The sequence below is a fragment of the Streptomyces sp. NPDC050732 genome (genome assembly GCF_040654255.1).
Classification (GTDB): Bacteria; Actinomycetota; Actinomycetes; order Streptomycetales; family Streptomycetaceae; genus Streptomyces.
Genome location: NZ_JBFAHP010000046.1, coordinates 4,702 through 17,618 on the forward strand (window position 1 = coordinate 4,702; position 12,917 = coordinate 17,618).

The 12,917-nt window shown below is 74.5% G+C and carries 8 protein-coding genes; 4 read left to right on the plus strand and 4 right to left on the minus strand.

Going from position 1 to position 12,917, the window contains the following annotated elements; translation table 11 throughout:
• The 3 genes from AB0H82_RS32080 to AB0H82_RS32090 form a co-directional block, all read right to left on the minus strand.
• A partial coding sequence (locus AB0H82_RS32080) for a CHAT domain-containing protein (protein WP_362999021.1) occupies positions 1-3,018 on the minus strand: 3,018 nt, incomplete at its 3' end.
• Positions 3,015-5,267 (minus strand): hypothetical protein, encoded by a 2,253-nt coding sequence (locus AB0H82_RS32085; protein WP_362999022.1) that lies wholly within the window; start codon positions 5,265-5,267, stop codon positions 3,015-3,017. The genes AB0H82_RS32080 and AB0H82_RS32085, both read right to left, overlap by 4 nt.
• 52 nt (positions 5,268-5,319) lie before the next feature.
• Positions 5,320-5,826, minus strand: coding sequence for a hypothetical protein (locus AB0H82_RS32090; RefSeq protein WP_362999023.1), 507 nt, complete (start codon positions 5,824-5,826; stop codon positions 5,320-5,322).
• A gap of 264 nt (positions 5,827-6,090) precedes the next feature.
• Between AB0H82_RS32090 and cyc2 the strand changes: the two genes are divergently transcribed.
• Together cyc2 and phsA are read left to right on the plus strand one after the other, a co-directional pair.
• The gene (gene cyc2 / locus AB0H82_RS32095) at positions 6,091-8,301 is read left to right on the plus strand and encodes a germacradienol/geosmin synthase Cyc2 (RefSeq protein ID WP_362999024.1); all 2,211 of its coding nucleotides are present in this window, start codon (positions 6,091-6,093) and stop codon (positions 8,299-8,301) included.
• 58 nt (positions 8,302-8,359) lie between these two features.
• Positions 8,360-10,276 (plus strand): O-aminophenol oxidase PhsA, encoded by a 1,917-nt coding sequence (phsA, locus tag AB0H82_RS32100; protein WP_362999025.1) that lies wholly within the window; start codon positions 8,360-8,362, stop codon positions 10,274-10,276.
• Between the two features lie 10 nt (positions 10,277-10,286).
• Here the strand turns inward: phsA and AB0H82_RS32105 are convergent, their stop codons facing one another.
• Positions 10,287-11,036, minus strand: coding sequence for a hypothetical protein (locus AB0H82_RS32105; protein WP_362999026.1), 750 nt, complete (start codon positions 11,034-11,036; stop codon positions 10,287-10,289).
• 178 nt (positions 11,037-11,214) lie between these two features.
• Here AB0H82_RS32105 and AB0H82_RS32110 point away from each other — a divergent pair, with 178 nt between their 5' ends.
• Together AB0H82_RS32110 and AB0H82_RS32115 are read left to right on the plus strand one after the other, a co-directional pair.
• Positions 11,215-12,084, plus strand: coding sequence for a LysR family transcriptional regulator (locus tag AB0H82_RS32110; protein WP_362999027.1), 870 nt, complete (start codon positions 11,215-11,217; stop codon positions 12,082-12,084).
• A 49-nt stretch (positions 12,085-12,133) separates the two neighbouring features.
• Positions 12,134-12,808, plus strand: coding sequence for a PDZ domain-containing protein (locus AB0H82_RS32115; RefSeq protein WP_362999028.1), 675 nt, complete (start codon positions 12,134-12,136; stop codon positions 12,806-12,808).
• The last annotated feature ends 109 nt before the right edge of the window (positions 12,809-12,917 follow it).

A 12,917-nucleotide genomic window follows, 5' to 3' on the forward strand; every position in this document is an offset into this window, starting at 1 on the left:
GCGGTGCTGCCCGCCCGGGGGTTGCTGGGTGCCGTCGGAAAAGGTCCGGCCGTGCGGCTCGCCCCGAGGTGGCGGGGTGCCGTCGGGGAACGCTCGGCCGTGGATCTCGCACGCCGACGCCCAGTCACCCTCCTCCTCCGCCCTGCGGCCCTCGGCCTTCCGGCGCAGGGCGCCCACCGCGCCCTCCCGCGCCGCGTCCGGCACGCCGGTGAGGAGGCTGAGTACGGCCGCCCAGTCGCCGCGCAGGTCGGCGGCCACGCGCGCGCGTGCGTAGAGACGTCGGACGCCCACCTCGCCGTCCGCGTAACCGTCGGGCAGCCGCCCGAACCCGTCGATGACGCCGTTCCACTCTCCACGCGCATCGGCGGCCCGCCCCCGCGAGTACAGCACCCGGTCGGGTACGTCCCCCATCTCGGACGGCAGCCCCCCGAACAGCGCGAGCGCCTCGTCCCACCGCCCTGCCGCTTGGCGGAGGCGTCCCTGGGCGTAGGCGCAGAGGTCCTGTGCGTCGGCAGGGACGTGCTCCACCGCCCCGGGGTCCCCGCATCCCCCGAAGGCCTCCGCCGCGGCCGCCCAGTCGCTCGCGGCCGCCGCCGACCGGCCCTGCGCGTAGTGCCGCAGCGGGCGGGTGGCGCGGAAGTCGTCCGGCAGGGCGGCGAGGTGGGAGAGCACGGCCGGCCAGTCCGCGGCGTCCACGCAGGCCAGTGCCGCCTCGTACACGTGCGCGCGCAGGTCGCCGAGGAACGGTTCCGCGGCCCGCCACCCCTGCGCGGCCGCCGCCTCCAGGTCCGCAAGGGCCGCGGCGAAGTGCCCCTGTTCCGCCGCGCCGCAGCCGCGCGCGTACAGGAGCCGCACACCGCCGTCCAGGAAGCCGTCCGCCGCCGCGAAGCTCTCGGCGGCCGTGGCCCACGAGCCGATCAGCTCCGCCGCCCTGCCCGCGGAGTAGGCCTCCCACGCGCCGCGGTCGGGCCCCGCCTGCGCGAAGGCCTCCCGCGCCGCGGGCCAGTCCCCGGACTCCGCCGCCGCCCGCCCCCGCGCGTACGCCGCCCGCGGCGCCGCGTCGTCGAGCCCCGCGCACGCCGCGTACGCGGATTCGGCCGTACGCCAGTCGGCGCGCTCCTCGGCGGCCCGGCCGGCCACGTAGGAGGACCACGCCGTGGCGGTGCCGTGGGCGGGGCGGAGCGCGAGGACGGCGGCGTAGGCGTGGGCGGCGGCCGCCCAGTCGCCCGCCTGCCGGGCCTGCTCGGCGGCCTCGCAGACACGCGCCACGTGCAGTTCGTCCCGTGCCGCCGCGAGCCGCTCCACCACGTCCCGCAGTCCGCCGGGCCGGGCGGCGAGCACCTCCTCGTACCGGGCGATGGCCGTGGTCCAGTCGCCGGCCGCCTCCGCGGCGCGCGCCTCGTCGACGAGGGAGGCGAGCCGCCGCAGCCCGGCGACCTCCGCGGCGAGTGCGCCAGGCACCGGCCCCGGCAGCAGCTCCCGCACCACGTCCAGCTGTGCCTCGGCGGCCGCCGCGTCCCGCTCCCCGGCGAGCAGCGCGCACAGCTTCTCCAGCTCAGGCCAGGCCAGTTCGAAGGCGGCCTCGGCCCGCATCCGGCGCTGTTCGTCGGCGTAACTCCGCGTCGCCGTCCGCAGGATCCGCTGCACCTGCGCCCAGTGCCCGAGGTCGCGCTGGAAGCGGGCCGCGCCGATCAGGACCGTAGAGCCGACGTGGCCGACGGGGCTCTGGAAGGTCCGCAGCGCGTCCTCGCCCTCGCGCAGCGGGTCGGCCACCGCCCCGGTGCCGAACTCGTCGTCCCGCACCTCGCGCGCCTTGAAGAGCCAGCCTTGCCGGCACCCCTCGTGGAGGAACAGCGCGGGCGTCGCCCACTCGACGGCCGTGTGCTCCGGCTGGTGGGAGATGCGAAGGCGTGCGGCGGCCACGGCCTCGTCGACGGTCTTGTTGGTCGCGATGCCCTTCAGCAGCTCGGGGCTGAACACGCCCGCCGACACGTCGCTGACCCGCCCCCGCATCGCCACCACGGCGGGCACGCCCCCGCCGATCAGGGCCTGGGCGAGCCCGGAGAAGGGTTCGAGGTGCGAACTGTCCGCCCCTGAGCAGAGGTTGAGGGCGACGAGCCTGAGCCGTCGCGCCTTGAGCAGCATCGCGCTGAGCAGGTCCGCGGGCACCCGGTCGACGCCACCGGTCTCCGTCTCCAGGGACACCACGCCCTGCCCGATCTCCTCGTCGTACGAACCGTGCGCGATCAGCAGCACGGCCGTGGGGAGTTCGGAGTGCGCGCCGAGCGCCGACTCCAGGCTCGCGCGCGTCGTCCGCTCAAGCACCGCTGTCTGTACGGCCACTTCGGGCAGGTCGTGGCGGAGCGCGGCCACCTCCGCGGCGGCCCGCAGCGGGTCGAGTCCGCGGGGCGAGGCGCAGGCGACCAGGAGCCGGATCAGGCTCGGCTCGTCCGCGGGTTCGGGCAGCCGCTGCCCCAGCGGCCCGCCCGCAAGCGAACGCGTCAGTGAGTAGCCGTGGTTGAGGGCGAGCGACTGCTGGGGGCTGCCGGGCGGCGCGCAGAGCGACTCCAGGGGGAGGTCGCGCAGCTCGGGCGGCAGGTCGAAGCGGAGCCGCAGCCCGCGTGCGGGACGCATCCGCTGGGCGCGGTCGAGCGCCGCGTCGACGCACACCCCGACGCGGTCCCCGATCTCTTCGCGGCCCCCGTCCGCGCCGTCCTCCTCCGCGCCGTTCTTCCCCGCACCGTTCTCCTCCGCCGTGCCCGCGTCGCCGAACAGCAGCCGGAAGACGCCCCGGCCGAGCGCCCGCAGCTGGGCGACGGTGTGCTGCTCGCCCATCGGTGCGAGGCCGAGCTCCGCCGAGATCAGCCGGTCCCACTGCGCGCGGAACGCCGCGGGTTCTCCGCCGACCGCGATGACCTCGGCCGCGCACGCGGGGCCGTTGGCGGTCACGAGGTAGCGGGACCCGCCGACGTGACGGACCCGGATGCGGAGTTCCTCGTAGGTGAGCACGGCCGTCACTGCTCACTCTCGTCGGGCTGCCACATGACGTGGTCGAGGTCGGCGACCGCGGCTTCCCGCTGCTCTTCGAGGTAGGGGTCGTCCGGGAAGTGGGTGAGCGCGGCGGTGAGCTGGTCGATGGCCTCCCGCAGGGTCGCCCGCGCGCCCGACAGGCTGCCCGAGCTCCAGCGGGCCAGGGCGAGCCCGCGCAGTACGGCACCGAGGCTGACCTGCGCCCGCAGCAGGTGTGGGTTGAAGGCGACGGAGCGGCGCAGGTCGGCCGCGGGCTGATCGAGCAGGGCCTCCGCGTCGTTGGCCACGGAGATCCCCCGATCGGCCAGGACGCGCGCCAACTGCCCCTCAAGCCGTCCCCGTTCATTGGCCCCGATCACCGACCGGGTCATGTCGAGCGTGTCCACGGCGAGGCTCAGCCGTCCCGCGCGGTGTGCCTCGCGCGCCGCGCCGAGCGCCATGTCGACGATGGCGGTCTGCGTCTCGCGGTACCGGTCCAGCTCCCTGCTGTGCACCAGCGCCCGCCGCCAGTACGCGGCGGCAGCCCCGAAGTCCGGGCGAGGAGAGCCCAGTTCGGAACGCCCCATGCTCAGCCGCGCCTCCAGCGCCAGCCCACGCGCGTCGAGAGCGAGCCTGCGGTGCTTGTCCGGAAGCCCCGCGTAACCAGGATTCAACTCGTCGAACCGCGCACACCCCGGCTCACACACCGCCCCGGCCCCGGGCCCGCCCCGCGCCCGGCAACCGGAACAACGCAACTCGGCGAGCGCGGCCAGAGCATCGACGGCCTTGCCCTGCCCCAACAGGAGCTGCGCAAAGCCGAGTTCGGAGAAGGCGTAGGTGAGGGAGGGGTGGTGGGGCGGGAGTGTGCCGGGCGTACCGGATGGGGAGGATCCCGCAACCCCTCCGGGCGGCGAGGTGGACCCCGAGGGCGCCCCGGTGCCCGCAATCGCCGCCTCCCGCGCCGCGGTGAGGGTGTCCGCGACCGCCGCCTCCCGCGCTGCGGCGAACGCCCCGAACTCCGTCGTCCTGCCGAGCTCCGCGATCCGCAGCGGTCCGCAGATCAGCGGAGCCCCGCCGCCCGCGGACGGAAAGCCGCCGACGGCCGCCAGCAGCTTCGCGGCGTCGGCCTCGCGCTGGAGCAGCGGGCCGGGCGCGACGCGGGCCGCGGTGTCGTCGTCGGGCATGCGCCGTTCGAGCACCTCGCGCAGTCCGGCCCGCAGGTCGGGCACGAGGGCGGGCTCGACCGGAACGCCGTACCGGCGGGCGGCCGCGGTCCGGACGTGCTCCCAGAACCCGGCGTCGTGCAGCACGGCGGCCCAGGCGGCTACACACCGCTCCCACGTGCAACAGCCCTCCTCCACGGGCGAGTTGAGCAGGGCCACCGCGAGCGTGTGGGTGACCCGGTGGTCGGCGGGATCGTGCCGGACCGCGTCCCCGAGCAGCGCGACGGCGGACGCGCGCCGCCCGCTCCGCACCAGCGTCACGGCGTACAGCGGGGCGAAGGGCCAGGGCCTCGGGTCGACCCCGCGTGCGGCGTCGATCAGCGCACCGGCCCGCCCCCACCGCTCCGCGGCTCGCCGCCACCGCTCTCCGCCCCGCTCCGCCTGTCGCTGCCCGCCTCCGCCCCCGGGTCCCGCCAGCGAGGTGAGGGCCGCCCTGCGCAGCCGCAGCGAGACCTCGCGTGGGGAGCGGCCCGAGAGGGCCGCCACGACCCAGCGGGCCTCGTCGTCGAGCGGCCCGGCCAGGGCGGCGGCGCGCAGGTCGCTCAGCGCGGCGTCCGGGCGGCCCGCGCGGGCGTGGACGTAGGCGCGCTGGACGAGGCTGCGGCTGTGCGGAACGGCGCAGGCGAGGGACGCGGTGAGGTGGCGCTCCGCCGCGGCGAGGTCCCCGCGGTGCGCGGCCGCGCAGCCCAGCCAGTGCAGCGGCCCCGCGGCCGCGGGACGCAGGCCGTGGGCCCGTTCGAAATCCGCCTCCGCGCCCTCGACCTCCCCGCGGGCGAGCCGCACCCGGCCCGCCCCCGTCCACGCCCGCGCGGCGAGCCGCGCGCGCCCGGCGGCATCACCCCCGGTGGCGCCGTCTCCGGGAGCACCGTCCGCGTCACCCGTGGCGTCCGCCTCGACCGGCACCGGCACCAGCGCCAGCGCGCGCCGGAAGTGGCGTTCCGCGTCCGTGGTGTCGCCCTCCGCCAGCGCCGACTCGCCGTCGACGCAGGCCTGTTCGGCCCCGGTCAGGTCCGCACACGCGATCCGCGCAGTCACAGTCAGCCCCCGATCCGCGGCGGCCGGACCGCCACGTCCTCCGGCCGGCGGGTCAGCCGGCGGCCTCGTCAAGGACCGAACGCCAGCGGCCCTGGGCGCGGTCGTAGTGCAGCGGCCCCACCGCGAACTCCGCCAGGTCCAGCGCGGTGAGCGTCTCGTACGCCTCGGCGGGGAGATCCGGCTCCAGCACGATGTCGAGGCCGGTGACCGCGTCCCGCAACACCATCGGCCGCGCCTCGCGGGTCTCGCGGGTCTCACGGGCCTCACCCATGGTGCCGTCCGCGGGCGACGCGGGGCGCGCCGTCCGTCGTACGACACCCTTGAACGCGTCGTACGCGTCCTTGACCGCCTCGGCGCCGAGGCCGCTGAGGAACGCCTGGAGGGGCAGCGACGCCAGGACGATCCACGGGATGTCGGCCGCCCCGCGGTGGTCGAGGGTGCGCCGGACCCGGACCGGTGGGACGCCGAGCCGGTCGAACGCGGCGACCAGCTCCTGGCGCAGGTCCTCGGGGACCTCTCGGTCCAGAAGCAGCTCCGCTCGCGGCGGCGCATCGGTCATGGAGGTGATTCCTTCCGGGGGCGTGGACGGCAGCCTAGAGGCGTGAGCCGTGCGCACGCGGCGAAACCGGTGATTCGGTGGGGCCGGACCAGGGGCGGTCCCGCCGACGTCCCCGCCGGGCTGCGGGACGGCGCCCCCTGCACGCCGTCGCCCCATACCGCCGCACGCCCCCGACACGCCCCGAAGCGCCCCCGATTCACGCGATGGTGCGATCATCTGCCCTTGCGCGGATGCCGGTCGGAGGGCTCGGGTAGAGCGGGGCTCATGACGCAGCCGTTCGAACTGCCGCACTTCTACATGCCGTACACCGCACGACTCAATCCCCACCTGGAGGAGGCCCGCGCGCACTCCGCGGAGTGGGCGCGCGAGATGGGGATGCTGGAAGGTTCCGGCATCTGGGAGCAGAGCGACCTCGACGCGCACGACTACGGCCTGTTGTGCGCCTACACCCACCCCGACTGCGACGGGCCCGCCCTGTCGCTGATCACCGACTGGTACGTGTGGGTGTTCTTCTTCGACGACCACTTCCTGGACATGTACAAACGCACCCAGGACCGCGCGGCCGGCAAGGCCCACCTGGACCGGCTGCCCCTCTTCATGCCGATGGACCTGTCGGTCCCGGTGCCCGAGCCGCGGAACCCCGTAGAGGCGGGCCTGGCCGACCTGTGGGCGCGCACGGTGCCCTCGATGTCCAAGGACTGGCGCCGCCGCTTCGCGGAATCGACGGAGCACCTGCTGAACGAGTCGATGTGGGAGCTCTCCAACATCAACGAAGGGCGGATCGCCAACCCCGTCGAGTACATCGAGATGCGCCGCAAGGTGGGCGGCGCCCCCTGGTCGGCGGGCCTCATCGAGTACGCGACCGCCGAGGTGCCCGCGGCGGTCGCCCGGTCCAGGCCGCTGCGCGTGCTCATGGAGACCTTCAGCGACGGCGTCCACCTGCGGAACGACCTCTTCTCGTACCAGCGGGAGGTCCAGGACGAGGGCGAGCTCAGCAACGGCGTGCTCGTCCTGGAGACCTTCTTCGACTGCACCACCCAGGAAGCCGCCGACATCGTCAACGACATCCTGACCTCACGGCTGCACCAGTTCGAGCACACGGCCGTCACCGAAGTGCCCGCCCTCGCCCTGGAGAAGGGCCTCACCCCGCCCGAACTCGCCGCGGTCGCCGCCTACACGCGCGGACTGCAGGACTGGCAGTCGGGCGGCCACGAGTGGCACCTGCGCTCCAGCCGGTACATGAACGAGGGCGCGCTCGACGCCTCGCCGCTCGCCGGGCCCACCGGCCTCGGGACCTCGGCGGCCGACGTGGGCGCACTGCTCGCGGCCGCCGGGACGGAACGGCTGCGGTCCTTCACCCACGTGCCCTTCCAGAAGGTGGGCCCCTCCCGAGTGCCCGACCTCTACATGCCGTTCCCGCTGCGGCTCAACTCCGGCCTGGACGCCGCGCGGCAGGGGATCACCGGGTGGGCGCACGCGATGGGCATCCTGGCGGAGGGCGTCTGGGACGAGGACAAGCTCGACGCGTACGACCTGCCGCTGTGCGCCGCGGGACTCGACCCCGACGGCACGCAGGAGGCCCTCGACCTCAGCTCGCAGTGGCTGGCCTGGGGCACCTACGGAGACGACTACTACCCCCTGGTCTTCGGCCACCGCCGCGACCTCGCCGCCGCGAAGCTCTGCACGGAGCGCCTCACCGCCTGCATGACCCTCGCGGGCGACCCCGTGCCGGAGCCCACGAACGCCATGGAGCGCGGCCTCGTCGACCTGTGGCGGCGCACGACCCGCGACATGACCGACACACAGCGCCGGGGGCTGCGGGACGCCGTGGGAGTGATGACGGAGAGCTGGGTGTGGGAGGTCTTCAACCAGCTGTACGGCCGCATCCCCGACCCGGTCGACTACCTGGAGATGCGCCGCGCCACCTTCGGCTCCGACCTCACCATGAGCCTGTGCCGCATGGGCCACGGCCCGTCCGTGCCGCCGGAGATCTACCGCAGCGGACCCGTGCGCTCCCTGGAGAACGCCGCCATGGACTACGCCATGCTCGTGAACGACATCTTCTCGTACCAGAAGGAGATCGAGTACGAGGGCGAGATCCACAACGGCATCCTGGTCGTGCAGAACTTCTTCGGCTGCGACTACCCGACCGCGCTGCGCGTCGTCCACGACCTGACGACCCAGCGCATGCGGCAGTTCGAGCATGTCGCCGCGCACGAATTCCCGGTTCTCTACGACGACTTCGCGCTGTCGCGGACGGCACGGGCGGCCATGGACGGCTACGTGGCGGATCTGCGGAACTGGCTGGCGGGCATCGTGCACTGGCACCGCGCATGCCGGCGCTACGGCGCGGAGGACCTGGCCAGGCGCGCCCACGGCTTCGTGCCCGACCGGGTGCCGAGCGGTCCCCTTCAGATGGTTTCATCCGGAATGCAGGGTTCGTGGAACTTCACTGGGGCGCCGGGAGTCTTCTGAAGTGAAGGCGGCCTTCGAGCGGCCGCGCAACGGGGGATGAACACGGGGGTGTTCCACCATGACCGACATCATCGAGCGCATCGCGGATGACGAGCGCACCACGGACCGGCCGGCGGGCGACCACGCGCGTACCGAAGGGGAGGCGAAGGCGCCCGTCGACGGGGAACTGGTGCCGTTCGTGGCGCCGTTGACCGTCCCGCCGGTCCTGCGGCCCGACTCGGCGGACGTGCGGGAGGAGACCGAGATCGCGCTGCGCCCGACCTGGGTGCGCCTGCACCCGCAACTGCCACCGACGCTGATGTGGGGGTACGAGGGCTCGGTGCCCGGCCCCACCATCGAGGTGCGGCGCGGGCAGCGGATCCGCATCGCCTGGACCAACCGCATCCCGCAGGGCGAGTATCCCGTCACGGCCGTCGAGGTCCCGCGCGCCGACCCGCCGCCCAGCACGCTGCCCGGCCGCGCGGGCGTCGAGCCGAACAAGGACGTGGCGGCGCTGCCCGCCTGGTCGGTGACACACCTGCACGGCGCCCAGACGGGCGGCGGCAACGACGGCTGGGCGGACAACGCCGTGGGGTACGGCGACGCCCAGCTCTCCGAGTATCCGAACGACCACCAGGCGGTCCAGTGGTGGTATCACGACCACGCCATGAACATCACACGGTGGAACGTCATGGCGGGTCTGTACGGCACGTACCTCGTCCGGGACGACGAGGAGGACGCGCTTCAACTCCCTTGTGGCGAGCGGGAGATCCCTCTCCTCATCGCCGACAGGAACCTCGACACGGACGAGGGCGACAACCGGCTGAACGGCCGCCTCCTGCACAAGACCACCATCGTCGACCCGAAGAACGCCGAGACGGGCAAGCCGGTCTCCCTGCCCTTCACCGGCCCGTACACCACGGTCAACGGCCGCATCTGGCCGTACGCCGACGTGGACGCGGCCTGGTACCGCTTCCGCCTGGTCAACGCGTCGAACGCCCGCATCTACGACCTCGTCCTGATCGACGAGGACGACAATCCCGTGCAGGGCGTCCTCCACCAGATCGGCAGTGACGGCGGGCTCCTGCCACGCCCTGTGCCGGTCGACTTCGAAGGGGCCCTGCCCACGCTCACCGTCGCGCCGGCCGAGCGCATGGACCTCCTCGTCGACTTCAGGGGACTGGCCGGGCAGCGGCTCCGCCTGGTCAACAAGGGGCGCGGCCAGGCGCCCGGCGTGCCCGACGTGGCGAACGACGTGCGCTATCCGCAGGTCATGGAGTTCCGCGTCGGTGAGTGCGCCGAGCCGGACACCTTCGAGCTGCCGGAGATCCTCTCGGGTTCGTTCCGCCCGCTCTCGCACGACATCCAGCACGGCCACCGGCTGATCGTGCTGACCCCGCCCGCCACCAAGGGCGGTGGCGGCCACCCCGAGATCTGGGAGATGGCCGAGGTCAAGGAGCCGGGCGACATACAGGTCCCGACCGAGGGGATCATCCAGGTGCGCGGCGAGGACGGCAAGGTCAAGACCTACCGCCGCATCGCCCGCACGTTCAACGACGGCCTCGGCATCACCATCGCCGAGGGCAGCCACGAGCAGTGGAGCTTCCTGAACCTCGCGGCGAACCCGCCGGTGCTCCACCCGATGCACATCCACCTGGCGGACTTCCAGCTCCTCGGCCGCGACACGTACGACGTCTCGGGCTTCGACGTCACCATCGGCGGCACCCGCGCCCCGGTCGCCGCCGACCCGGGGCGGCCGGTCCCCCTGGCGCCGAACGAGCGCGGCTGGAAGGACGTCTTCCGGGTCCCCGGCGGACAGATGCTGCGCGTCATGGGCAGGTTCGACGGGGCGTACGGCAGGTTCATGTACCACTGCCACTTCCTGGAGCACGAGGACATGGGCATGATGCGGCCCTTCGTCGTCATGCCGAAGGAGGCCCTGAAGTTCGACCACGGCGCGGGCCACGGCGGCGGCCACGGAGACCACTCCGGCTAGACCGCTCCGGCTAGGCGGGCACGCCCGCGTGGCGTACGGCGGCTCGCGCCAGCGCTCGCACGATCGGGTGCGGCCGCGAGCCGTCGCCGTCCAGCTCCGGCTGGAAGAGGGTGATCAGGAAGAAGGGGTGGCCGGGGAGTTCGGCGATCCGGGGCCGGCCCTCCTCGTCCTCGCCCGTGAAGCGCAGCCCGTGCTCGCGGAGCGTGTCGAGGTGGGCGCCGGGGCCGTAGGAGCAGTGGTAGCGCTCGATCGACGTGCGGGCACCGACGACGGACTCGGCGAGCGAGCCCGGGGCGATGGTCACCGTGCCCTCGTGGCCGACCAGCGAACAGGCGAGCGGAGCGATGAGGAAGTCGTCCGCGTCGGGGTCGTTCTCGGCGTGCGCGACACCGGTCAGACCGCACACGTTCCGCGCGAATTCGAGGAGCGTGTGCTGGAAGCCGCCGCAGGTGCCGAGGAAGGGGATGCCGCTCTCGCGCGCCGTGCGGATCGCGGTGAGCGCGCCCGCCTCGCTGCGGTAGGGGCTGCCCGGCAGCACCCACACCGCGTCGAAGCCGCGCACGGCGTCCGGGTCCTCGGCGTCCCCGGTCGGTATCCAGTACGGGTCGAGCGCGAGGTGGTCCGTGGCGGCGAGGGAGTCCAGGAGGAGCGGAATCCGGGTGTGGGCGGTGACGTTGGGGGAGCGGTCGCCGACGAGGGCGATGCGGGCGGCGCGGGACGCGGGGGTGCCGAGGACTGAGGCGTGCGTTGCTGCGGTCATGCCGATGATTTTGGGCGCGGCCCGAGGTTCACGTCCAACGATGAAATCTGCACGCTCCATAAGCGTTACTGATGCCCAGCACGGTCTGCCCTGCACGGTCTGCCCTGCACGAGCTGTCCTGCGCGATCCGCTCAGCGCGAGCTGTCCTGCGCGATCTTTCCTGCACGATCCTGGGGGCATGGATCCGCACCTCCTGCGCACGTACGTGACAGTGGCCCGCCTCGCCTCGTTCTCCGAGGCCGCCCGCGAGCTCGGCTACACCCAGTCCGCCGTCTCCCAGCACATCGCCGCCCTGGAGCAGGACCTCGGCGCGGCCCTGCTGACCCGCCGCCCGGTGGCCCCCACCCCGGCGGGCGCGCGCCTCCTGGAGCACGCCGACCCCCTGCTGCTGCGCCTCGACGCGGCCCGCGCCGAGATCGTCCGCATGGCGGCCACCCCCGAGCAGGGCCTGACGCTCGCGGCCACGCCGACCGCGCTGACCCGGCGTACCGTGCGGGCCCTGCCCCTCGCGGGGGTCACCCTGTCCGTACTGCCCCGCGACGAGATACCCGCGGCCGTCGCGACCGGCGCCGCCGACCTCGGCCTCGTCGACGGCCTCGCCGCCCCGAACGACCCGCTGCGCCTCCCGGACGTGGCGCCGTTGACCGCGCGCGGCATCGCGCAGGAGCCCGTCGCCGTACTGCTCCCCGAGGACCATCCGCTGGCCCGCCGCACCGGGCTGCGGCTCGCCGACCTCGTCGACGCCCGCTGGCTCGACGCCCCCGGCACCGGCCTGCCGCTGGCCCGGCTCCGCACCGCCTGCGGCACGGCGGGCTTCCGGCCCGCGCTGCGCTACGACGGCACGGACCTGCGTACCCTCGCCGCGCTGGTCGCGGCGGGCCACGGCCTCGCCCTGCTGCCGCGGCCGGTGGCCGACGAGGCGCCGGGCACGGTCGCCGTGCCGCTGACGGCGCCCCGTGTCGTCCACCGCACGGAGCTGCTCCACGCGGGTACCCTGCGCGGACCCGCGGCGGCGCTGGCCGCACAGCTGGACGTCACTCGTTCGTGAGGCGTCGCCACCGGGTCACGCCGGGTAGAGCTGTGGCCGGAGGCGAGCCATGGATCAGACCACGTTGCGTCCCAAGCCGATGCCGGGGCAGCACCCCGGCCACAGCCAGGGCCCGGCCCCCGGGAGGCGCCTCGGGAAGCTGCCCGGGCCGGGCAAGCCGCCCCGGCCCGGAAAGCTTGCCCGGCCGGGGAAGAGCCACCGGCCGCACGCCGCGAGGCGCCGCGGCAGGCGCCTGACGGCCCTGCTGTTCGGGCTGCTGTGCGCGGTGGTCCTGGTGCTCACGGGCATCGGCCTCGGCACGGTGGGCGCCACGGTCGTCGGCATGAGCAAGCTCGCGGAGATGCGGAGCGAGACGGGCGGGATGGGGAGGACGGCACCCGGGCCCGCCGCTCCCGGCGCCGGCGCCGCTCCCGCGAAGCCCCCCGTCCCCCCGGACGAGAAGGCCCCGCACCCACCCGCCGCCACCCTCGGCGTCGAGGCCGTCGACGCGCTGCGCGGCCCGGGCGCCCAGCTGGTCGGCGTCCACATCCCCGGCCCCGGCCACACGGCCGGGCTGGTGCGCGGCGACACCCTGCTGGCGTTCGGCAGGACCCGTATCGACTCGGCGGCCCAGCTCGCCGCGGTCGTCGGTGCCGCACACCCCGGCAGGCAGGTCACCCTGACGGTGCGCCACGCGGGCGGTGCCCGTCAGGCCCTGTCGGTCAGGCCGGGCGTCGTCACGTGAGCCCGTCATGTGAGCCCGTCATGTGAGCCCGTTACGTGAGAACCCGTCACGGGAGAGCCCGTGACGGGACCCGGGTTCGCGCCCGCGCGCCGCCGGGGGCAGGATTCCT